Genomic DNA, 22,643 nt, shown 5'->3' with positions numbered 1-22,643 from the left:
CAAGGCCTCCATCGCTAATGCGACAAAGCCAGACTCCCTTGATCTATCAAGGTATACCCTGCAATACAGGCACCAGATATGGCCGATATGGCACTGCACATTTCAGCCAATATAGAGCAAATTTAACGTGCGCATGCGTTCCTCGCTTGGCATTGACGAATTCGCTGTTGGGGGCAACGATGGATCGAGTGATGCTGGGGAACGATCTTAATTTTTACGATCAAGATGCACTCTTGTTCCGCCTGCATGATGCGCTGAAAGACAGCGATAAAGAGGTTGTGTTCGTTGTAGGTTCTCCAATAACTGCTCCCCACAAGGACATTCCCGGCGTTGCCGATGTCGGAGCTGTAGTCGAACTGATCAGAGGTGAATTCGCAAAGAAGACTGGACAGCTTGAAAAACTGGATTCCCAATTAGCCACATCGACCAACCCTTATCAGACTGCATTCGACTTTCTCGCAGGACGAGCAGGACAGGGAGCGGCCAATCGGATCATCAAACGTGCCGTATCGAATGCACTAGTGACTTCAGGTGAAAATAACTGGAGCGAGAGCATCTGCAGTTTGCAAGATAATCAACTTCAATCATTTGATAATGATATTAATGCTTGGCATTTTACCCCAGCAGTACAGGCTCTAGGACGTCTTATTGCCCAGAATCCCGATAGATTCGGCAAACTTCTAATAACCTCCAACTTTGATCCTCTCCTTGAAGTTTCTATAAGACGTGCCGATGGTATGGCATGGCGCACCTCCCTAGCTGTTGACGGTTCGATTAACCATAGTTCAGCAAATGGTTGTCAAGTCATACATATCCATGGCTATTGGTATGGTACCGATACACTTCATACCAATAACCAACTCATGCGTAGCCGCCCTACCTTACAAAACGACCTATTGGTACGCCTTCAGGACCGCATCGTCGTAGTAATGGCGTATGGAGGTTGGCCAGATATTTTCATGAGTGCGTTAGGTGGGGTTGTTGGAAACGACAATCTATTTCCTGAGATTCTCTGGACCTGCTATGGTGAGCAGCCCCAGTTAAATGCCTATCTCTTAAGCCAGCTACGTCCCGGCATAGAGCGCAATCGCGTCACTTTTTATTCAGGCATCGACTGCAATATTTTCTTACCTGCCTTAACACACCTTTGGGAATCGAATCGCTCAAACCTAGATGTGGCCCCTCCTGAGGCACCCCAGTCCTTGCCGCCCCTCCAGAACTCGCGGCGCAGCCTTTTCCAACTTGCTCCTTTAGAATGTGATAGACCTCCTAATATTGAAGTTTGGGTAGGTCGCGAAAATGAGCTTAGAGCTCTAGAAACGTCCAATGCGAGAGTTGTGATTATTTGCGGCATTGGAGGAGAAGGCAAATCGGCGCTCGCTTCTCATTATATAAATACACTGGATGAGCGTGAAGGGCGTTATCATTTTTGGGATTGGCGCGACTGCAAAGAGCAGAGTGATCGCATACGAACACAATTTATTGAAATAATTGTTCGATTCTCAGTTGGAAAAATTTCTTCAGATGACCTTACTGAAGCAGACGACGAAGAACTTGTCGAAATCTTGCTCAATCATATTGAAGACGCTGACGCGATTCTCGTTTTTGATAACGTAGATAGCTACGTAGATTTGGAGAATCGAACTTTTATTGGAGCAATTGATATCCTAATAAATCGCATTTCGACTATGAAATGCAGTAGTCGCATTATACTAACTTGTAGACCCGATGTCCAGTATGCATCTTCTTCGGTAATCACCTTCCCAATGAAAGGGATATCGGAGGAAGAAACCCTCGAGCTATTTTCCAAACGGGCACCCGGCCATACTATTCCTGATAGCGATATTCGTGATGCGCACGCCCTTACCAAAGGCCACGCCTTCTGGCTTGATCTCATTGCAGTCCAGGTGAACAAAGTTCCCGGCACGACCCTTAGAAAACTCCTAGATGACATGCGTAGGGGCCGAGAAGAGGTGCCTGATGTACTTTCATCAATTTGGGATAAGCTTGCACTACGGGAACAAACTCTCTTAAGGTTTATGGCTGAAGCCGTTCGTCCCGAAACCGAAATAACTATTCAGAGATTTTCTGCATCACAGTTGAACTATAAAAATTTCACGAGAGCGTTACGCTCCCTCATTTCTTTGAACCTTATTGTCGTGAAGCCGGAAATGGATGCTCCTGATCTTTATGACTTGCACCCACTCGTTCGCCAATTTGTAAGAACTAAATTTGAGCCATCTGAACGGAGCGGATTTATTTCAGTTGTTATCAATCAGTATAAGATTATTATTGGATCCATTAAGTCAATGCTTGGTATTAACCTACCTTTCGCGATGCTCGAGCGCTGGTCACAGAAAGTAGAGCTAGAGGTATCCGCAGGACTTTACAGTGAAGCATTTGAGACACTGGTGGAAATTGAAAATGCATTGATCGGCGGCGGACACGTACAGGAATATGTGCGCGTCGGGCGATTGCTATTTGAATCCATTGACTGGGAAACAGCAGCGACGGAGTATGACAAATTCGACAAGGTGGTCGGAATGATGGTTGGCGCTTTTGAGCAACTGGGTGACAGGGAGTCAGCGGATAGTATGATTCTCCGGTACGAAGGTACAATTCCGCAGAAGACAGCACGTTATATTAAATTTTGCGATATTAAATCTTCTTCTTATTGGTTACGCGGAGAATTCGAGCTCGCTACTGAGTGGGCGCGAACAGGTGTTTCCCTAAAAAAGGAAAGCCACGTAGACACGAATTTTGATTGCGACCATACCCTTGCCCTTGCTGAACGTGATGCAGGGCGCCCAGCCATCGCGCTAGATTTCTTTAGGAAGAACTGGACGATCGAGGACATCATTGCCGGGATAGAGGGCGTTCCCGAGGACGGACCAATGTACGGCAATGTAGGACGTTGCCTCCAATTTATGCAACGCAACGAAGATGCTCTGATCTGCTATAAACGGTCAATGAGAATTCTGGAGACGGACACGTCTTACCACAGCAAATCGAATCGAGCTTATGCCCGCCGATGGGTAGGCCAAATTCTCCGCGACCTGGGTGACCTCCAAGCCGCCGAAGCTTTCTTCATGGACGCTATCCGCCTCTTAGGCAACTCAGCGCCCTTACGAGTTCGCGAAATCTATAAGGAAGTCGAGGGCTTCCGCAAAGAGTCCGCCCCACTTATGAGCGATATTGAGGCCAGTCGCATTGTTGGCAACTGGATGTCTGGCCGAGATTAGACGGTTCGCTCGTTGGAGATAACATTAAACAGGCTTCTCACGCAGCCGCTTCCAGCGCCTCGCTGGCTTCCATCCATTCGGCCTCGACCGTATCCAGCTCCGCCTGCACGTCGGCGCGCAGCTTCATCAGTTCGGTCATGGTGCGCTTCGCATCGGCCGGCGTCGCCTGCTTGGGATCGAACATCGCGCGGTCGATCTCGTTGCGGCGGGCGGTGAGCGCCGCGATGCGATCCTCCATCGTCTTGACCGACTTGCGCAGCGCGGCGGCGGCTTCGCGGGCCTGGGCCGCGGCCTTCTTGTCCTTCTTGCCCCCGCCATTGCCGCCGTTGCCGTTCGCGGCGGCATCGCCCCTGGGCTGGTTCTTGCCGAGGATCAGATCGGTGTAATCCTCCAGACTCCCGCCATATTCCTTCGCATGGCCGCCATCGACCAGCACCAGCCGGTCGGCCGCCATCTCGATCATGTGGCGATCGTGGCTGACCACGACGACGCAGCCATCATAGGCGTTGAGCGCCTGGACCAGCGCCTCGCGCGCGTCGACGTCGAGGTGGTTGGTCGGTTCGTCGAGGATCAGCATGTGCGGCGCATCGCGGGTGATGAGCGCGAGGGCGAGGCGGGCGCGTTCGCCGCCCGAGAGCTTGCCGACCTTGGTGGTCGCCTTGTCGCCCGAGAAGCCGAAGCGGCCGAGCTGGGCGCGGACGGCACCGGGGGTGGCGCCCTTCATCAGCCGGGTCATATGTTCCAGCGGGGTATCGTCGCGGTCCAGCTCCTCCACCTGATATTGGGTGAAATAGCCGACGCGCATCTTGCCCGCCGCCGCCATGCTGCCCTCCATCGGCTTCAGCTGGGCGGCGAGCAGGCGGGCGAGCGTCGTCTTGCCGTTGCCGTTGCGGCCGAGCAGGGCGATGCGATCGTCCGGATCGAGGCGCAGGTTCAGCCGCGTCAGGATCGGGTGGCCTGGCGTGTAGCCGACGGCCGCGAGATCGAGGGTGACGAGCGGCGGCTTCAGCCCGTCCGACGGCGAGGGGAAATCGAAGCTGAGCGTCGGATCCTCCGCCATCGCGGCGATCGGCTGCATCTTCGCCAGCGCCTTGGCACGCGACTGGGCCTGTTTCGCGGTGGAGGCGCGGGCCGAGTTGCGGGCGATATAATCCTGGAGCTTGGCGCGCTGCGCATCCTGCGCGGCCTTCGCGGCGGCGAGCTGGGCCAGCCGCTCCGCCCGCTGCTTTTCGAAGCTGTCGTAGCCGCCGGTGTAGAGCGTGGTCTTGCCTCCCTCCAGATGGAGGATGTGATCGACGACATTGTTGAGCAGATCGCGTTCATGGCTGATGATCACGATCATGCCCGGATAGCTTTTCAGGAAGCTTTCCAGCCACAGGGTGGCTTCGAGATCGAGGTGGTTCGAGGGCTCGTCCAGCAGCAGCAGATCGGGGTTGGAGAAGAGCAAAGCCGCGAGCGCGACGCGCATCTTCCAGCCGCCCGAATAGCTGTCCAGCGGGCGGCCCTGCATCTCCTCGTCAAAGCCGAGGCCGACGAGGATGGTGGAGGCGCGCGCCGGGGCGGTATAGGCGTCGATCGCCAGCAGCCGATCATAGACCTCCCCCAGGCGATCATGATCGTCGTGGCAGCTCTCGCTCTCCGCCAGCAGGGCGGCGCGCTCGGTATCGGCCGCCAGCACCGCCTCGATCGGGGTGGTGGTGCCGCTGGGCGCTTCCTGCGCGATATAGCCGATGCGCAGCGCGCGGGGCTTTTCCAGCTCGCCCTCGTCGGCCTCCAGGCTGCCGATCATCACCTTCATCAGGGTCGACTTGCCGGCGCCGTTGCGGCCGATCAGGCCGACCTTGGCGCGCGGCGGCAGCGCCGCCGAGACGCGATCGAGGATGGTGCGGCCGCCGAGACGGACGGTGAGATTCGAGAAGTTGAGCATGATGCGGGGGCCGATAGAGCGATTTCGAGACAGATGGAACATCTGTCGGCTCGGAAATCGCGGCGAAGGGGGCGGAATTTTGCGGTGCGGTGAAGGTGGGGCGGTGGGGCAGAGGAGGAAGTAGAAGAATCCGAAGAAGAAGACCCTCCCCGACCCTCTCCCGCGAAGGCGGGAGAGGGAGGTGGTCGACGATTGCAATAGTTGCAATTGTACTGTCGTATGAAAACAATCGGCGGGCGCTTGATGCCGGGGCGCGGGCGGACCCATAAGGCGGGGAACGAATCCGCTAAACGATCCTATAAATGAGGGGAGCGAATGTCTGATCTCTATCCGGTCCCGGCCGAATGGGCCGCCACCGCCAAGATCGATGAAGCCGCGTACCGGGCGCTCTATGCGCGGTCGATCGGGACCGAGGCCGACGCCTTCTGGCTGGAGCAGGCGAAGCGGCTGGACTGGGTGCGCTTCCCGACCCGCGCGAACGAGAGCAGCTTCCACGAGGCCGATTTCGGCGTGAAATGGTTCGCCGACGGGCAGATGAACGTCGCCGCCAACTGCCTGGACCGGCACCTGGCCGAGCGCGGCGACACGATCGCGATCATCTGGGAACCCGACAGCCCCGACGAGGCGCCGCGCCGCTTCACCTATGCGCAGGTGCATGAGGAGGTGTGCCGCTTCGCCAATGTGCTGAAGGGCCAAGGGGTGAAGAAGGGCGACCGCGTCACCGTCTATCTGCCGATGATCCCGGAAGCCGCGTTCGCGCTGCTCGCCTGCGCGCGGATCGGGGCGATCCATTCGGTGGTGTTCGGGGGCTTCTCCCCCGAGGCGCTGGCCGGGCGCATCCAGGATTGCGACAGCAGCGTCGTCATCACCGCCGATTGCGGGCGGCGCGGCGGCAAGCTGGTGCCGCTGAAGACCAATGTCGATGCCGCCGCGAAGCATGCGCCGAGCCTGCAGAAGGTGATCGTCGTCAAGGCGACGGGCAGCGAGGTGCCGATGCAGGCGGGGCGCGACATCTGGTATCATGAGGCGGCGGCGGGCGCCTCCACCGACTGCGCGCCCGAGCCGATGGACGCCGAGGACCCGCTGTTCATCCTCTACACCAGCGGATCGACCGGCAAGCCGAAGGGCGTGCTGCACAGCACCGGCGGCTATCTGCTGTGGGCGAGCCTGACCCATGAGATCTGCTTCGATTACCGGCCGGGGCAGATATACTGGTGCGCGGCCGATATCGGCTGGGTGACCGGGCACAGCTATATCGTCTACGGCCCGCTGGCGAACGGCGCGACCACCTTGATGTACGAAGGCGTGCCCAACTGGCCCGACGCCAGCCGCATCTGGCAGGTGGTGGACCGCCACAAGGTCGAGATCGTCTTCACCGCGCCGACCGCGCTCCGCGCGCTGATGAAGGACGGCGACGCATATGTCGCGAAGACGTCGCGGAAGTCTCTGCGCCTGCTCGGCACGGTCGGCGAGCCGATCAACCCCGAGGCGTGGCGCTGGTATCATGAGGTGGTGGGCGAAGGGCGCTGCCCGATCGTCGACACATGGTGGCAGACCGAGACCGGCGCGGCGATGATCGCCCCGCTGCCCGGCGCGACCGACCTGAAGCCCGGCAGCGCCACCCGGCCGCTGTTCGGGGTGGTGCCCGAACTGGTCGACGCGGAAGGCGCGGTGCTGGAGGGCGCGACCGAGGGCAATCTGTGCATCACGCAAAGCTGGCCGGGGCAGATGCGCACCGTGTGGGGCGACCATGCGCGCTTCTTCCAAACCTATTTCAGCACCTATGCCGGCAAATATTTCACCGGCGACGGCTGCCGCCGCGACGAGGACGGCTATTACTGGATCACCGGCCGGGTCGACGATGTCATCAACGTATCGGGCCACCGCATGGGCACCGCCGAGGTGGAATCGGCGCTGGTGCTGCATCCCAAGGTGGCGGAAGCGGCGGTGGTCGGCTTCCCGCACGACATCAAGGGCCAGGGCATCTACGCCTATGTGACGCTGAACGCGGGCGAGGAACCGGGCGACGAACTGCGCAAGACGCTGCGCGACTGGGTCCGCACCGAGATCGGCCCGATCGCGACGCCCGACGCGATCCAGTTCGCGCCGGGCCTGCCCAAGACCCGCTCCGGCAAGATCATGCGCCGCATCCTGCGCAAGATCGCGGAAGGCGACGTCAGTTCGCTGGGCGACACCTCCACCCTCGCCGATCCGGCGGTGGTCGACGATCTGGTTGCGAACCGCGTCAAAAGCTGATCCTTTAGGACGCGGCCGGAACATTCCGTCCGGCCGCGTCGCGGAGAAGCGCATGACCGAGGCCCAGCTCCACTACAACGCCGTCGCCCGCAGGCTGCACTGGACGATCGGCACGCTCGTCATCGTCAACATCCTGTTCGGCATCCTGCACGATCCGCTGGGAAAGCTGTTCCCGGTGATGCCGATCCACAAGTCGATCGGGCTGCTGGTGCTGGCGCTGAGCCTGTTCCGCCTGTTCTGGCGCATCACCCATCCGGCGCCGCCGCTGCCCGCGAGCGTGGGCCGGGTCCAGGCGGTGCTGGCGCACGGGCTGCACTGGATCTTCTACGCGCTGATGCTGATCCTGCCGATCACCGGCTGGATCTTCAGCTCGGCGGGGGACCGGCCGCTGAGCTTCTTCTGGCTGTTCGACGTGCCGAAATTCGCGGTGGAGAAGGGCTCGCCGCTCGCCCAGGGCACCCACAACGCGCATGAGCTGTTCGGCATCGCGTGGGCGGTGCTGATCATCGGCCATGTCGGCGCGGCGCTCTACCACCATTATGTGCAGAAGGACGGCGTGCTGAGCCGCATGTGGCGGGGCGCGCCGGGGGCCTAGGCCAGGCTGGGGCGCAGGCCAGGCTCGCGAGACGGGGCGGCAAACGCTTGCGGCCCCGGCCTCCGCCGGGCGACGGCTGCCCATCAGACTCGACAAGGCCGCCGCCCTGCTGTAGGGGCGCGCCTTCATGTTCCGATTCCGCTTGCAGCGGGGCCGGGATTGTACCGTCCGAGACAGCAGGTGTGGGGAATATGCCCCACTTAATCTCCTGCCTAGACGGGGAAAAGTTTTACCGGCCCAGCCCTTGATGGGTGACCGCCGGGTCTGCCGCGCTCCTTCGGGCTCACGGCCAGGCGACCGACCCCTCGGACGGGTCATGGGACGGCGTATCTGTCCCGTGGCTCAAAGCCCCAGCGGATGTGCTGCTGGGGTGGTTCTAAGGAGTAAGGCATGGATCGAGCTCAAAAAACCGAGCTGGTCGCCGAGCTGAAGAGCACCTTCGAGGGCACGAGCGTGGTGATCGTCACCCGCAATCTTGGCCTCACCGTTGCGCAGTCGACCACGCTGCGCAACAAGATGCGCGAAGCCGGTGCCAGCTACAAGGTATCGAAGAACAAGCTCGCCCGCATTGCCCTCGAGGGCACGACCTACAACGCGATCAACGATCTGCTTGTCGGTCCGACCGCGCTCAGCACCTCCGTCGATCCCGTCGCCCCGGCGAAGGTGATCGTCGAGTTCGCGAAGACCAACGACAAGTTGGAAATCGTGGGCGGTGCGATGGGCGAGACCGTCCTCGACGTGGCCGGCGTGAAGGCGCTGGCCGAGCTGCCGTCGCTCGACGAGCTGCGCGCCAAGATCGTGGGCCTCATCCAGGCGCCCGCGACCAAGGTCGTCCAGATCGTCCAGGCACCCGCCGGCCAGCTGGCCCGGGTGTTCGGCGCTTATGCGGCGAAAGAAGAGGCCTGATCCTCTTCCTCGATATCTATTTCACTGAAAACTTTTGGGCCCGAGCGGCCCTGATGGAGACTTAAAATGGCAGACCTGAACAAGCTCGTTGACGACCTCTCGGCTCTCACCGTTCTCGAAGCCGCGGAGCTCTCGAAGCTCCTCGAAGAGAAGTGGGGCGTTTCGGCCGCCGCTGCCGTCGCGGTTGCGGCTCCGGCCGCTGGCGGTGGCGCCGGCGGTGGCGCGGCCGCCGAAGAGAAGACCGAGTTCGACGTGATCCTCACCGGCGACGGTGGCAAGAAGATCAACGTCATCAAGGAAGTCCGCGCCATCACCGGCCTGGGCCTGACCGAAGCCAAGACCCTGGTCGAGTCGGCTCCGAAGGCCGTCAAGGAAGGCGTCAACAAGGACGAGGCCGAGAAGATCAAGAAGCAGCTCGAGGAAGCCGGCGCGACCGTCGAACTCAAGTAAGCTCCGAGCGGTTTCGGGGCGGGCGGCACGCCCGCCACGAACATCGCGACGAACGCTTCTTCGCTTCTCAGCGAACGAACAGAGGGGCGGTCCGGCAACGGGCCGCCCCTTTCGTTTTGCCCGGCGCCTTCGCAAAAGGCGAATGCGACACCGATGCCGGGGCAAGGGACCAAACGAAAAAGGCCCGGCGCACCTTGCGGTGGCCGGGCCAGTGTTCAGGGGATTTGCTCACCTGATCGGTGCAGGCGGGCCGCAGCCGGAACGGCTCCAGCCCATCTTCAGACTCAGAATTTGTAGCCGAGCTGCAGCACCACCGCGCGCGGCTCGCCCGCGACGGTGAAAGCCTCCCCAGCGCCGCCCGGCTTGTCGAGGGCGATGGTGGCATATCGGCGATTGGTGATGTTCCGGCCGATGAGCGCCACGGACAGCCCGCTGGAACTGGTTACCGTCACACCGGCATTCAGCGCCACATAGCCGTTCTGGTAGGTCAGCGGGTTGAGGTTGAGCCCGGCATAATAGTCGGACGTGTAGCGGAGATCGGCGGTTGCGTTGAGGGTGAGGTCCGGCGACAGCTCCACTTCCTGGGAGATACCCGCCGTCGCGATCCACTTCGGTGCGCGATAGACGGCCCGGCCCGACAAATCCTGATAGCGGGCCGCGGTGACCGGATCGATCAGGCAGCCCTGCGCGACCGTCTGGCCGGTATAGCATTGGGCACGCTCGAAGCGGCGGAACTTGGCGTCGTTATAGGACGCCGTCGCGCGCAGCCGCGTGCCCCCACCCGCATCGAACGCACTTTCCACCTCGATACCCTGCGCTATCGTGCTGGCGGCATTCTGTGTGATGAAGACCAGCGTGTTGGTGTTCAACGCAATCAGCGAGGTGAGCGGCAGACCCTTGTAGATGTACCGATAGCCGGTGATGTTGGTGGTGAGCCGCCGATCGAGCAACGACGTCTTAAGCCCCAACTCGAAACCCTTAACCGTCTCCGCCTTGAAATCGAGCGAGGCCAGGGTGGCCGTCGCCGCCAGGACGCCGGGGTTTGAATAGGCACCAGCCAGGAAGCCGGTCTTGTAGGCACCGTAGAGTGTGATTTCCTGGCTGGGGCGCCAGGTCAGCGTCGCCTCGGGCGAGAAATTGTCCTGCGACTTCTTGCCCCGGATATGGACGCCAACCGGAAGCTGCGAGCGGACATTGGGATGGAGATAGGTGTTGAACGAGTCGAGTTCGTTCTGCTGTTTCGTATAGCGGCCGCCACCCGCCAGCTCGAGCTCGGGCGTGATCTTCGCGATGGCCTGCCCGAAGATCGACCAGGCTTCCGACCTGTTGTGCTGTTCATTGTCGTTGGTGTTGTAGCGGCCGGTCGCCGGATCCATCGGCAGGGGGCCCGAGGCACCACCGACATAGAGGGTCCTGCGGTTCCGCTCATAATGGCCGCCCGCGGCGAAGTTGAACATTCCGTCCAGCGTCGTCGTGGCCCTCACCTCCTGGTAGAAGCTCTTGTTCCGTTCGTTGCTGTACGAATAGAAATAGGAATAGGACGTGCCGTCGGCATTACCCTGGCTGGCATAGTCATAGTCGTAATAGCCGGTCACGCTGGTCAGGTTGATGCTGTCGGTCTTATAGTTCAGCGTCAGTACCGGCATGAACGTGTCGTTCTTGCCATCGGGACGACCGCGATTTCTTCCCCGCACCTGCGGCCAGGCATCCAGGATGGTCTGGGAGAGTCCGCCGCGCGCGATCCGATCGTTGAGCTTGCAGTCGCCATTCGGATCGACGACGTTGCCTGTGGTGACGGGCTGAGTCCGTCCCGCCGGGCATCCCATCACTTCGCTGAGGCTCTGCACGCCCTGGCTGTCCTGCGCGCTGTATAGAACCTTGAGGTTGGCGGTGAAGCCGTTGCCGGCATCATAGGCGAGGGTGGCGCGCGCGGCGAGCCGGCGTTCGGCGCCCAGCCGGGCCGGGGCGGCCGGCACGAAGGTGCTGCCCGACACCGCGGTGCGGACGAGATCGGGCACGCCCCGGCTCAGATTGCGGATGTAGCCCTTGCTGTCGCTGCCGAAGATGGCGAGGCGCGCCGCCAGCCCATCACCGACCGGGCCGCTGATCGCCGCTTCGACCTGCTTGGTATCGGCATGGAATTCATAGCCGGCCCGCACGAAGCCCGAGAAAGTGTCGGTGGGCTCGGCCGATTTGATCGAGACCACGCCGCCGGGCGAGTTCTTGCCGAAGAACACGGCCTGCGGGCCCTTCAGCACGGTGAGGCTTCCCACATCGAACAGCGCATCATTGGTGATGCGGCCACGGCTGATGGCCATGCCGTCGAAATCGATGAGGACCGACTGTTCGACGCCGCCGTCGATCGAAGCGGAGCTGACGCCGCGCAACGAGATGGAGGCGCCCGATCCCGTGAAGCCTCGATCCAGCGACAGTTCGGGTGCCGCGATGCGGATATTGGCGACCGAAGTCAGATCATATTGGCGGATTTGCTGCTGGCCGATCACCGTGGCGGCGACGGGCACATCCTGAAGCCGCTCGGTACGGCGGCGTGCGGTGACGACGATATCGCCGACATCGGCCGAGCCGGCCTCTTCCGCAGGACGCAGCGTTCCGCCGGATTGGCCCTGCGCCAGAGCCGGCATGCTTGAGCCGAGAAGCAGCACCCCCATGATGATGGCGCGTCGGAAATCATATTCTTTATGCATGGCAATCCCCCACTGGATCATATTGTTGTCGAACTGTCGGAACGGCGCATGGGTCAGGCCCCGCCGATCTTCTGGATGGCGGGCGGCTTCCAATGGCCGCTGCGCACCGGCGCGCGCGGCCTGTACAGCCGCATCATGACCATGAACGGTTCAGGCGGTGCGGGCAGCCAGTTCACGGACCTCGGCGCCGCCGGCGGCTCCTGCTGGATCATGATGTCGATTCCGCCGTCGGCGTTGCGGACGAGGCCGCCCGTGCGATCACCGATCGAATAGATTCCGGCGGCATTGGGGACCATCAGCCCGCGCGCGAAATACATGGTGATCGACCAGAAGGCATCGACCGGCGGAAGATCGCCCGCGCCGAACCGCAGAACATAACGGTTGCGCCCATCCAGCGGCTGCCCGCCGCCATCCGACCGCGCATTGGGATATAGCGCCTCTTCAGCGGGGAGCACATAGATCTGGTCCATCGCCACGGCGGCACGGAGCAGATGATCCTCGCCGAAGACCGACCCCCCATAGTTGACGCTCCAACCGTTGACGTTGCGGCCCAGCGTGAACGTCTTGGCACGCACCGCCGCTTCGGCATCGGCAAGGCCCCGCGCCGCAGCCGCACGCCCGGCCTGCGAAAGCGCTTCGAGCCGGAATCCCCGCCCGGCGGCGAGCCCGAGCGGGCGAAGGCCGGAGATCAGACGAGCCTCGCCGGCATCGGGCCGCCAGTCGCGCAGGACGTTGCCGAGCATCTCCAGGAAATGGAGGGGTGCGGGGCAGCGCGTGTCGGGCGCCAGCAGCGGACGCTGGTCCGATACCGGCGCAGGAAGGTCGGTGCCCGCCGCATAGTCCACCCAGCGGCGCAGACGCATCGCCCGCTGGAGGGCATGAACCGCCGGGAGATCGGCCGGAGTCCGCACCAGCGAACGCTCCGCGATCATCATATAGCGTTGCCGGGACCGAACCCCCACCATGCCGGCTGGCAAAGCGACCTGCTGGTCCGGCCCCTGGATGAGCACGGGCGGCAACTGCCCGCCATGGGTGCGCTGGCCCAGCGCCTGTTCGGTCGAACTGTCGGCCTGGCCGAACTGGACGGTGTAATAGCGATCGCCGAAATCGGGCATTTCGAGCACGAAGGGACCTTCGCGCATGTCGAGCCAGGCGAGGCTGTACAGGGTGTCGTTATTGGGAGCGACGCCCTGCTTCATCAACGGCGTCGCCAGTTCGGCAGCATGGCCGAGCCGGTTGATAGCGGCGCCGGCGGCGGAGGGCGGACGAGGCCGGAAAGGATCGGCCGGAAGCGTGGTATTCTGGCGGACCTGCGCCGCGCGCACCAGCGGATAGCCCCAGATATAGGCCCGCAACGCCAGCAGATAGGGATCGGCGGTAGTGCCGCCGAAAAGGTCCGAAGGCAGGGGCGGCGCATCGGCGCGGGCCGCGAAGGCGCAGCCGCCCAACAGCCCCAGCAGCGCCGCAGATCCCGGCAGGGCGCAGAGTTGCCTGCGCGTCAGGCGAAAGTCGCCAGGAGCGCCGTCGCGATCGCCCCCCGTCATCGCGCGACATCCCTGGCCGCCCGTGGCAGGCCGATCGGCCTGATGGGCTGCGGCAGCCATTTTCCGTCGAGCAGTTCCTGCCGCGGCCGATAGGCACGGATCACCACGAAGAAGCGCCCGTCCGGCGCCGGCAGCCAGTTGGCGCCCTTCGCCGGCCTGTCGTGCGCCATCACGATCCGGACGGAACCGCGCGGCCCCACCTTCAGCCCGGGGGTCTTCCCGTTGATGAGATAGCGGCGCAGCGGATTGGCGAAGAGTTCGAAATTCTGCGCATCGTAAAGGGTGACGGACCAGAAGGCATCCACCGGGGGCGGCGGATCGAGATCCAGCACATAGGCCCCCCTGCTGCCATCGAGCGAGGCGCCGTCGCCGTCCACGAAGGTGGTGAAGGAATGGTTCTCCGCGCTGACATTGGCGCCGAGCCCGACGGCATTGACCGTCGCGCGGTTCAGATAGTTGAAGCCGTAGCGGCCCTTCTCGACCTTCGCCCAGCCGGTGCCGGTCGGTTGCCCCAACTGGGTGTGCGATGCCTCGACAATCCGCATCCCCTCAGCAAAACCGGATCTGATTCCCGCCTGGATTTCGGGGTCCAGTCGGGCGAAATCAAATAGATCATCCCGGCCGATACCGATCTGCGCGAAGCGATGGACGAGCGCATCCTCCTGATCGGGATGCCCATTGGTCCGCAGCACATGATCGAGGATGGCGAGGAACCCGGCCGGCGACCCGATGTCGGGCGCGGGAAAGCGCAGCGGATCGGCAGATACGCGCGCGGGCGCCACGATGGACACTTGTTTCTGCACGCCGCGGGCCACCGCCAGTTCAGCGGCATCGGCAGCGAACAGCCGCATCAGAATCCAGCTTTGCGGCGTCGCGACACGGAACAGCGTGGCACCGTCCGGCACCTTGCCGGACCAATTGGCGTCGGCGACGAGATAGGTCCTGGCGCCGGACCCGAAGGTCCGCGTGCTGATGTTGCTGGGATTGCCGAAGGCATCGAAGAAATTCAGCGTATAGTATCGCAGGCCGATATCCGGCACATGGATCAGCACCGGCCCGTCGCGGAGATCGAGCCACGCGTTCGAGTAGAGCGTGTCGGAGTTGGGCGCCTTGAACGCGGCATAGCCGGGTCCGGCGAGATCATTATCGTGCCAGAAGCGATTGAAACCCGTGAAGCGGGGGGCATCGCGATCCACCGCCTGGCGGTACATCTGCTCATATTGGTACACGCCGGCGAGGCCGTAGATGACGGCATCGGCGGTGAGGATGTGGGCGAGCGCCGTGCGGGCGGATGGATCGCCAGGAACCACATCCGGCCGGGGCGAAGGATCAAACTGATCGGCCCTGTCCAGCGCATAGCTGGGCGCTGGCGGGAGCGCAGAGACCGACGCGGCCGTCAGCGGGGACGCCGCGAGGATCATCGGGACGAGTCGGGCCCATGCCCGAAGGTGCCTAACGTCCATTCGCACACCCACTCCCCCGGACCAGTATGGACGGCATCCGCCCGTACAAGCAGGATCCGTCGCGCCGCCATTCAGGCAGCCAAAACGGTCCCGGGCATCCGATCAGGCGCCCTTACGAAGCGCATCTTCGGTTCAGCGCCTCGCTGGATTTAATACATATATATTTAGCCTGCCGAGCGTACCTAGCTCTTTTCATAGCGGCTGCGTAGCGACTCGCTCGGGGGGGCGTTGAGCGCCGCGACCGCCATGACGATCGCCTCGTCGGCAACGATCCCCAGGTCCAGAGAATGGCCTTCATAGGCTATACCCGAATCATACTGGACGAGCGCATTCAGGAATATCAGGGTGGCAGCGGTGACGCGCATGAGCGCTATTTCCCGATCCAGCATGAACAGCGTGGACCGCAGCAATTTCACCACCTTGAACAATATCGGGGTTTCGAGGCGATCTTCTATCGGATGCTGTATGTTCCTTGCCCTGTACCTGGTCAGATATTCAGACATGAAGCGCGCATAGGGATATCGCCCGTCGGCACTTTTCAGTTCCAGATGGGGCAGGCACATGATCTTCAGCAATGTGGGCTGATCGGAGGTGCGCCCCTCCCTCTCCGCCTTTTCGAGCATTTCCCGGCGAATGGCTTCCATATGCCTGACGCGGGCCTTCATGATCGCATAGATCAGATCATCCTTGCTGCCGAAGTGATACTGGACCGCATTGCTGTTGAGCTGACCCGCCTCCAGCCGGATCTGGCGGAGCGATACGCCGTCGATACCATGGGTTCCGAACAGCCTCTCGGCCGTTTCCAGCAGGCGTTCCCGCGTTTCCGAGCGCCGGACGGCTTCCACATTCAAAGCCGCATTTTGTCCCTGAGCCATATGACGATCCTACAGCATGGCCCTCCCCGTGCAATTAATATAAATGCATCAAAATGGATCCACCGCCCCGCTGAAGATGGGCGGCCGCGATCGCCGTCACCGTCCTGCGATTGCAATACACTTCTTGAGCCCGGCGCCGAAACGCGCAACTCTGTGGCATCCGCAGATCGAGGTTTCCCATGCTCAAACCGACCCTGGCCGCGCTGCTGCTCGGCGCGCCCATCCTCTCCGCCCCGGCCTTCGCCGAAACCGCGCCGTCGCTGGTGTCGCGTTTCGAGGGCGGGGACATCTTCGCCCTGCAGGTCGCGACCGACCCGCAGATCAGCCCCGACGGCCGCACCGTCGCCTATGTGCGCAAGCAGGGCGACATCATGACCGACCGGCAGAAGGGATCGATCTGGCTGGTCGACAGCGCCACCGGCGCGCAGCGCCCGCTGGTCGCCGATGCCAGCCAGCCGCGCTGGTCCCCCGACGGGCGGCGGCTGGCCTATGTCGCCGCCGACGCCAAGGGCAAGCCGCAGCTCCACGTCCGCTGGATGGCGGGCGCCGGCGCGGGCGACGGGGCGACGGTGAAGGTGACCGGCCTGCCCGACGCACCGCAGGCGATCGCCTGGTCGCCCGACGGCCGCAGCCTGGCCTATGTGATGCGCGTGCCCGGCGAGGGGCTGAAGCTGGGCAAGGCGCCCGCCAAGCCCGAGGGCGCCGAATGGGCCAAGCCGCTGGAGGTGATCGACCGGGTCGACTATCGCAACGACGGCGGCGGCTATGTCGAGCCCGGCTACGACCATATCTTCCTGGTGCCGGCCGATGGCGGCCCGGCGCGCCAGCTGACCTTCGGCGACTATAATGACGGCGGCCCGCTGAGCTGGACGCCCGACGGGCGATCGATCCTGTTCAGCGCGGTGCGCAAGCCCGACTGGCAGCAGAACATCTTCGATCCCGAAATCTACGCGCTCGACGTGGCGAGCGGGGCGATCCGGGCGCTGACCAGCCGGGAGGGGCCGGACGTGTCGCCGATCGTATCCCCGGACGGAGCGAAGGTCGCCTATCTGGGCTATGACGACAAGCGTCTGTCCTACCAGAACAGCCTGCTCTACGTGATGAACCGCGACGGCAGCGGCGCGCGCGCCGTGACCGCATCGCTGGACCGCAGCATCGACGATGTCCGCTGGGCGCCCGACGGCCGATCGCTCTACGCGCAATATGACGAGAAGGGCATCAACCGGATCGCCCGCGTCACCCTGGACGGCAAGGTGACGGAAATCGCGACGGGGCTGACCGGCACCGGCCTGGACCGGCCCTATAGCGGCGGGCAGTACAGCGTTTCCAAGAGCGGGGCGATCGCCTTCACCAGCGGTTCGGCGCTGCGCCCGGCCGACATCTCCGTGAGCAGCGGCGGCAAGGCGCGGCGGCTGACCGCGCTGAACGACGACCTGCTGAACCACAGGAGCCTGGGCGAGGTCCGCGAACTGGCGGTGACGGCGCCCGACGGGCTGGCCATCCCCGCCTGGCTGGTGCTGCCGCCCGGATACCGGAACGGCCAGCGCGTGCCGCTGGTGCTGGAGATCCACGGCGGCCCGCACACCGCCTATGGCCCCCATTTCTCAACCGACGACCAGCTCTATGCCGCCGCCGGCTATGCGGTGCTCTATACCAACCCGCGCGGATCGACATCCTATGGCGAGGCCTTCGCGCAGAAGATCCACCACAAATATCCGGGCGACGACTATGGCGACCTGATGGCGGCGGTCGACGCGGCAATCGCGGCCGGCATCGCCGATCCCGACAACCTGTTCGTGACCGGCGGATCGGGCGGCGGGGTGCTGACCAGCTGGATCATCGGCAAGAACAACCGCTTCCGCGCCGCCGCCACCCAGAAGCCGGTGATCAACTGGATCAGCGAGGCGCTGACGATGGACGCGACCCTGTTCACATCGCGCTACTGGTTCCCCAAGAAGCCTTGGGAGGACCCGATGGGCTATTGGAACCGTTCGCCGCTGAGCCTGGTCGGCAACGTCAGGACGCCGACGCTGGTGGTGGTGGGCAGCGAGGATTATCGCACCCCGGTCAGCGAGGCCGAGCAATATTATGCGGCGCTGCAGATACAGGGCGTGCCGACCGCGCTGGTCAAGGTGCCCGGGGCGAGCCATGGCGGCATCGCGGCGCGGCCGTCCCAATCGGCGGCCAAGGCATCGGCGATCATCGCCTGGTTCGACAAATATCGGACCGACAGGAACGCCGCGAAGTAGCGGCTCCCGCCATCCCGGGTCGCGCCCGGGATGGCGGTTTCCGGAAGGGCCGGCACCCCGCGCCGCTACAGCTTCAGCCTGACCCCGCCATTGAGGGTGAAGCCCTCGATCGGGCCCCAGGCGTCGACCGTCCAGCGGCCATCGACGGCGCGGCCGGGCCGGACCAGCGGATCGTGGCGGGTCTGGCGCGTGTCGAGGATGTTTTCCGCATTGAGGAACAGCCGCGCCGGTCCAACGGCGATCTCCCCGAGCAGGCCGAGCTCGACATAGGGCCGGCTGCGCGTGCGATAGGGATTGTCCTCCAGCGCCTGGCGGCCAGTATAATAGGCCTCCACGCCGATCCGCCCCTTGCCGTGCGCTTCCCACATGCCGACAAGGCCGGCACTGTGCCGGGGGATGAGCGGCACGGCGCGCCGCCCGCCGCCGCCATCGGGTTCGGTGGCGCGGACATAGACATAGCTGCCGGTGACGGTGAAACCATGGCGGCGATAGCGCAGCAGCAGTTCCGATCCCCGGATGCGCGTCGTGCCCGCGACATTGGCGAGCCTGACCCGTTCGGGCTGGCCCGACGGGCCGATGCCGAAGGGCTCCAGCCGGGTGGAACCGCGCATGTCGGAGGCGAACAGGGTCATGTTCACCTCGAACGGCCCGCGTGCATGGCCGATGTCGAGCGAGCCTGTGGTGGCGGTTTCGGCGCGCAGCCCGGCGAGCGGTTCGAGCCGCGACAGGCCCGCCGCCTCGATTTCCTCGACGAACGGAGTGGGGGCGTAGAAACCCCGCCCGCCCGACGCACGGATCGTCCAAGCCCCCGGCCGGTAGAGCAGCGACAGCCGGGGGCTGACATGGGTGCCATAGATATTGTGGACGTCGAGCCGGCCGCTGCCCGCCAGCGTGAGCCCGGAGCCCAGTTCCTGCTCGGCCTGTGCGAACAGGCCCGGCACGCGATAGCTATAGTCGAAGGCGGGCAGGTCGTCGGAGCGGAAGCGATCGAGCTGCCAGGCGATGCCGCCCACCCAGGAGGTGCCGCCCGCCGATCCCGCGAGCGAGGCTTCGGCGAAGGCGGTGCCGTGCCGGTCATCCTCGCGGACGGGGCCGAACAGGTGGCGGTGGCGCTGCGCCATGCCCGACGCGCGGAACTGCGCGGTGCCGAGCGCCCCGGCCGGAAGCTTCACGACGAGGCCGCCGTCGAAGCGAGCCGTCCGCTGCGCCTGCGGGAAGCCGGTGCCATCGGCGACCGTCCGCCCCGGCAGAGTGCCGCCCCGCCGCCGCTCGCCCATGGCGCCAAGGGTGAGATAGGCCGAGGCACCAGCCGCACCGTCCCAGAACAGGCGCGGCCGCGCGGTCCATCGCGGGTAGCCCGGCAAGTCGATCCAGCCATCACCGTCGATATCCTGGCGGCGCTGGCGATGGACGCCCGCCGTGAGCGAGGCGCCCCAGCCTTCGGACAGGGGCGCGGCCAGATAGGCGGTGGCATCCTGCCCGTCGCGCGTGGTGGCGTTGAGCAGAAGCTCCGCCTCCGGCTCCGAGCGCGGCCGCCGCGAGACGAGGTTGATCACCCCGCCCAGCGCCGAGGGGCCGTAAAGCGCCGAAGCGGCGCCCTTGATCACCTCGACCTGGCCGAGATCGGTGGGGGCAATCTGCAGCAGGCCGAGCGACGAGGCCTGGCCGCCATAGAGCGGCAGGCCATCGGCGAGCAGCTGGGTATAGCGCCCGTCCATCCCCTGGACGCGGATGTTGGAGGCGCCGAGCGCGGGCGCAGTTACCTGGACGCGCAGCCCGCCGGTCTCGCTCAATATCGTGGCGATATTGCCGGGCCGCATGAGGATCTTCTCCTCAATCTCCTCGCGCCCGAGCACCTCGACGCGGACCGGCTCATCCTGCACGCGCCGGCCGGAGCGCGTCGCCTGGACGATGATCGTGTCGCCCTCCTCGATTTCCGCCTGGGGTTCGGCGGGTGTCGAAATCGTCATTTCCTGGGCCGCGACCGGGCCGGACAGGAGCCAAACGGCTCCCGCGGCCAGGGCGGCACGCCTTGCATTGAACATGGGATATTCCTGAAACCAGTGGATCGACGGCACGGGCGACGCCCGCGCGGCGGCATGGTGTTCAGGCGGAGGGCGGCTCGACCGGCGGGGCGAGCGCCAGGGACGACAGGATCGCGACCGGCCGGCTGGTCAGCAGGGCGACCGGCGCTGCGCGGCACAGCAGCAGCGGGGGGGCCTGATCGGGCGCGACCGGGCAATGATGGTGGCCGGCGTCGGCGATCTTGCCCGGCAGTTCCGGCCTATCGTCGCCATTATCGGCGGCGGCAGGGTCATCCGATGCGAGCTGGTGATGCTCGATCGCCACATGGGCGGTATCCGCCTCGCCGACGTGCAGGCCGCAGCACAGCACGGCGAAGATGATCAGCAGGGGCCACAGGCGGCGCATGGCCAAGCCCCTAGCCGCTTGCCGTCGCGATGGACAGCCCCGCTGTCGCGCGACGGCTATTTCCCCGCCGTCATCACCGTCATCTTCTTGCCGGCGCCGCCGCTCCGGAGCGTGTCGGGGGTGACGACGACGGTGGTGCCGGGCGTCACCACCGACGCGGTGGCGCGGATCATCTCCTCGGGCACGGTCAGGCGGGCGCGCTCGTCCGGCGTGACCTCGACCGGGCCGGCGAGGGTCTCGCCCGGCATCGGCAGCTTGATCCATTTATAGATGCCGTTCTCGATCGCGCCGAGCGTATAGGCGGTGGTGCCGGTCACCTCCCCGGCGATCTTCACCGGGGCCGAACCGATCGGCACGCCGTTGCGCAGCACCAACATCCGCCCGTCGGCCGAGCTGATGATCATCGAGACCGGGCCGGTGCGCTGCCGCTCGGGCTGCCAGAGGGTGCCGCCGAACAGCTCCTCCTTGCCCTTGGCGGGATCGTTGCTGAGGATCGATGGGGTCGGCGCGAAGCGCGGCACCTCCGCGCCGCCGGTGACGATCACGGTGAGGCCGAGCTTCGTCACCTCGTAGAGCAGTTTGGCGAAGCCGAGCGGCAGGCGGACGCAGCCATGCGAGGCGGGATAGCCGGGCAGGTTGCCGGCGTGGAGCGCGATCCCGTCCCAGGTGAGCCGCTGCATATAGGGCATGGGGGCGTCGTCATAGAGGTTAGACTTGTGGTCGACATTCTTCTGGAGGAGGGTGAACACGCCGGTCGGCGTCTCATGACCCTTCTTGCCGGTCGACACGGTGGAGATGCCGATCGGCAGGCCGTTGCGATAGGCATAGGCGCGCTGCTGGGCGATCGAGACGACGATCACCACCGGCCCGTCGGGCGCGACCTGTGGCGCCCAGAGATATTCGCCGGGCTTCATCCGCGCGACCGTCTCGCCGACCGTGGCGCCCTGCAGCGAGGGCGGCACCTTGACCGGCGGCGCGGCGAGCGCGGGAGCGGCGAGCAGGGCGGCGGCAAGGATAAGCGAGCGGATCATGGGTCCTTTTCCATCGGATTGGGCGATCGAGCTTGTAACAGCGTGCCGGGCGCCGCAAGCGCCGATACCGTATCGCGATGCCGGCATAGCGTCATCGTCAGCGCAATTCGACGACCCGCTCACCGCTTGAAAGCAGGTCCTCGACCCTCGGCCATCGATCTTCAAGCCAGGCCACCAGCGCCGCGTTCGTCGCATTACCACATCGCAGCACAACAACCCGAACCGGTCGGGCAGGCGAAGAACGAGGAAATCCTCATCCTTCGTCATAAGGATCGCACCGCTCGTCTCGACATGGTGCGCGATCTGCCGATCGGCCGCAGCGAGCAACCCAAGCGTCATGACATGGTCGGCCTCGTGCCCCCCGCGCCTCGAGCCAGCGGCAGTTGCGCGTCGACGACGAACTTCATTCAGCGCGAGAACGATAGGATGATCGGCGGCGCGCGCCGCAAAGACGAGTGCTCCACGCACATCCTCGATCGACAGATAAGGGAAATCGGCGAGGATCTGTTCGGGGCTCGCGCCGGCCGCAAGCGTTTCGAGCACGTCGCTGACCCGGACACGCGTCCCGGCGATCGTCGGCCGCCCCCCACAGACAGCCGGATCGACAGCGATCCGCGGAAAGCCTTCGAGCGTCATCGGCAAAATGTGCGCGTCGGGGCTGGGCGGGTCAAGGCGCCGTACCGTGGAAGCGGCGCAGCATCGCTGCGCCGGCCTTATCCCCGGCCTGATGACGCATCGCCCCCTTCCCAAAGCCCCTGTCGCGACCTATATAGCCGCCTCCACATATATCGGCAGATGCCCGGCGCGAGAGCGCGGGTGCCGCCCTTGGCCCTCCGGGACACGGTCCGCCTTGCGAACGGACCGCGACGAATTGGAGCCGGTTTTCCAAGGGTTTCCAGAACGCTGGCAGTGCGGTTCCGACAGCCCGGACCCGCACTTTTTGTCGTGGCGAACAGCCGCGAATCGGGCT

General features: G+C 64.1%; 14 protein-coding genes. 6 read left to right on the top strand and 8 right to left on the bottom strand.

Annotated features, from left to right (window positions below):
- Positions 1-191: 191 nt before the first annotated feature.
- Positions 192-3,242, top strand: a complete 3,051-nt coding sequence (locus tag CMV14_RS26380) for an NB-ARC domain-containing protein (protein ID WP_176489001.1) — start codon at positions 192-194, stop codon at positions 3,240-3,242.
- 37 nt (positions 3,243-3,279) lie between these two features.
- On the opposite strand, the gene CMV14_RS04555 is transcribed toward CMV14_RS26380, so the two are convergent.
- Positions 3,280-5,169 (bottom strand): ABC-F family ATP-binding cassette domain-containing protein, encoded by a 1,890-nt coding sequence (locus CMV14_RS04555; protein ID WP_066959369.1) that lies wholly within the window; start codon positions 5,167-5,169, stop codon positions 3,280-3,282.
- Between the two features lie 315 nt (positions 5,170-5,484).
- On the opposite strand from CMV14_RS04555, the gene acs reads away from it, so the two are divergent.
- From acs to rplL, 4 genes are all read left to right on the top strand, one after another.
- Positions 5,485-7,425, top strand: a complete 1,941-nt coding sequence (gene acs / locus CMV14_RS04550; RefSeq protein ID WP_066959371.1) for an acetate--CoA ligase — start codon at positions 5,485-5,487, stop codon at positions 7,423-7,425.
- Between the two features lie 52 nt (positions 7,426-7,477).
- Positions 7,478-8,020: a cytochrome b gene (locus CMV14_RS04545; protein WP_066959373.1), complete on the top strand. Its 543-nt coding sequence runs from the start codon at positions 7,478-7,480 to the stop codon at positions 8,018-8,020.
- 390 nt (positions 8,021-8,410) lie between these two features.
- Entirely contained in the window at positions 8,411-8,926 is a 516-nt protein-coding gene (gene rplJ / locus CMV14_RS04540) for a 50S ribosomal protein L10 (protein WP_066959375.1), read from the top strand.
- A 66-nt stretch (positions 8,927-8,992) separates the two neighbouring features.
- Positions 8,993-9,376 (top strand): 50S ribosomal protein L7/L12, encoded by a 384-nt coding sequence (gene rplL, locus CMV14_RS04535; RefSeq protein ID WP_066959377.1) that lies wholly within the window; start codon positions 8,993-8,995, stop codon positions 9,374-9,376.
- A 284-nt stretch (positions 9,377-9,660) separates the two neighbouring features.
- Here rplL and CMV14_RS04530 read toward each other — a convergent pair whose 3' ends face one another.
- The 4 genes from CMV14_RS04530 to CMV14_RS04515 form a co-directional block, all read right to left on the bottom strand.
- Entirely contained in the window at positions 9,661-12,081 is a 2,421-nt protein-coding gene (locus CMV14_RS04530) for a TonB-dependent receptor (RefSeq protein ID WP_176489000.1), read from the bottom strand.
- A 53-nt stretch (positions 12,082-12,134) separates the two neighbouring features.
- The gene (locus tag CMV14_RS04525; protein WP_176488999.1) at positions 12,135-13,625 is read right to left on the bottom strand and encodes a DUF1254 domain-containing protein; all 1,491 of its coding nucleotides are present in this window, start codon (positions 13,623-13,625) and stop codon (positions 12,135-12,137) included.
- The gene (locus CMV14_RS04520; protein ID WP_083215668.1) at positions 13,622-15,088 is read right to left on the bottom strand and encodes a DUF1254 domain-containing protein; all 1,467 of its coding nucleotides are present in this window, start codon (positions 15,086-15,088) and stop codon (positions 13,622-13,624) included. The genes CMV14_RS04525 and CMV14_RS04520 overlap by 4 nt, the downstream gene beginning before the upstream one ends.
- Positions 15,089-15,270: 182 nt before the next feature.
- Complete coding sequence (locus CMV14_RS04515) at positions 15,271-15,963, bottom strand: TetR/AcrR family transcriptional regulator (protein WP_083215669.1); 693 nt, start codon at positions 15,961-15,963, stop codon at positions 15,271-15,273.
- A gap of 179 nt (positions 15,964-16,142) precedes the next feature.
- On the opposite strand from CMV14_RS04515, the gene CMV14_RS04510 reads away from it, so the two are divergent.
- Positions 16,143-18,212 (top strand): alpha/beta hydrolase family protein, encoded by a 2,070-nt coding sequence (locus CMV14_RS04510; protein WP_066959385.1) that lies wholly within the window; start codon positions 16,143-16,145, stop codon positions 18,210-18,212.
- A gap of 65 nt (positions 18,213-18,277) precedes the next feature.
- On the opposite strand, the gene CMV14_RS04505 is transcribed toward CMV14_RS04510, so the two are convergent.
- From CMV14_RS04505 to CMV14_RS27710, 3 genes are all read right to left on the bottom strand, one after another.
- On the bottom strand, positions 18,278-20,257 hold the full coding sequence (locus CMV14_RS04505) for a TonB-dependent receptor plug domain-containing protein (protein ID WP_066959714.1): 1,980 nt from the start codon (positions 20,255-20,257) through the stop codon (positions 18,278-18,280).
- A gap of 61 nt (positions 20,258-20,318) precedes the next feature.
- Complete coding sequence (locus tag CMV14_RS04500; RefSeq protein ID WP_066959387.1) at positions 20,319-20,642, bottom strand: hypothetical protein; 324 nt, start codon at positions 20,640-20,642, stop codon at positions 20,319-20,321.
- A gap of 56 nt (positions 20,643-20,698) precedes the next feature.
- The gene (locus tag CMV14_RS27710; protein WP_083215670.1) at positions 20,699-22,309 is read right to left on the bottom strand and encodes a DUF5615 family PIN-like protein; all 1,611 of its coding nucleotides are present in this window, start codon (positions 22,307-22,309) and stop codon (positions 20,699-20,701) included.
- Between the last annotated feature and the right edge of the window lie 334 nt (positions 22,310-22,643).

Source organism: Rhizorhabdus dicambivorans, from assembly GCF_002355275.1.
Lineage (GTDB): Bacteria > Pseudomonadota > Alphaproteobacteria > Sphingomonadales > Sphingomonadaceae > Rhizorhabdus > Rhizorhabdus dicambivorans.
This window is presented reverse-complemented; position numbering and strand designations above follow the sequence as displayed.

What these genes read in the sequence shown, in the direction of transcription:
- CMV14_RS26380 (WP_176489001.1), top strand. Translation starts at nt 192, where the DNA reads ATGCTGGGGAACGATCTTAATTTTTACGATCAAGATGCACTCTTGTTC.
- CMV14_RS04555 (WP_066959369.1), bottom strand. Translation starts at nt 5,169, where the DNA reads ATGCTCAACTTCTCGAATCTCACCGTCCGTCTCGGCGGCCGCACCATC.
- acs (WP_066959371.1), top strand. Translation starts at nt 5,485, where the DNA reads ATGTCTGATCTCTATCCGGTCCCGGCCGAATGGGCCGCCACCGCCAAG.
- CMV14_RS04545 (WP_066959373.1), top strand. Translation starts at nt 7,478, where the DNA reads ATGACCGAGGCCCAGCTCCACTACAACGCCGTCGCCCGCAGGCTGCAC.
- rplJ (WP_066959375.1), top strand. Translation starts at nt 8,411, where the DNA reads ATGGATCGAGCTCAAAAAACCGAGCTGGTCGCCGAGCTGAAGAGCACC.
- rplL (WP_066959377.1), top strand. Translation starts at nt 8,993, where the DNA reads ATGGCAGACCTGAACAAGCTCGTTGACGACCTCTCGGCTCTCACCGTT.
- CMV14_RS04530 (WP_176489000.1), bottom strand. Translation starts at nt 12,081, where the DNA reads ATGCATAAAGAATATGATTTCCGACGCGCCATCATCATGGGGGTGCTG.
- CMV14_RS04525 (WP_176488999.1), bottom strand. Translation starts at nt 13,625, where the DNA reads ATGACGGGGGGCGATCGCGACGGCGCTCCTGGCGACTTTCGCCTGACG.
- CMV14_RS04520 (WP_083215668.1), bottom strand. Translation starts at nt 15,088, where the DNA reads ATGGACGTTAGGCACCTTCGGGCATGGGCCCGACTCGTCCCGATGATC.
- CMV14_RS04515 (WP_083215669.1), bottom strand. Translation starts at nt 15,963, where the DNA reads ATGGCTCAGGGACAAAATGCGGCTTTGAATGTGGAAGCCGTCCGGCGC.
- CMV14_RS04510 (WP_066959385.1), top strand. Translation starts at nt 16,143, where the DNA reads ATGCTCAAACCGACCCTGGCCGCGCTGCTGCTCGGCGCGCCCATCCTC.
- CMV14_RS04505 (WP_066959714.1), bottom strand. Translation starts at nt 20,257, where the DNA reads ATGTTCAATGCAAGGCGTGCCGCCCTGGCCGCGGGAGCCGTTTGGCTC.
- CMV14_RS04500 (WP_066959387.1), bottom strand. Translation starts at nt 20,642, where the DNA reads ATGCGCCGCCTGTGGCCCCTGCTGATCATCTTCGCCGTGCTGTGCTGC.
- CMV14_RS27710 (WP_083215670.1), bottom strand. Translation starts at nt 22,309, where the DNA reads ATGACGCTCGAAGGCTTTCCGCGGATCGCTGTCGATCCGGCTGTCTGT.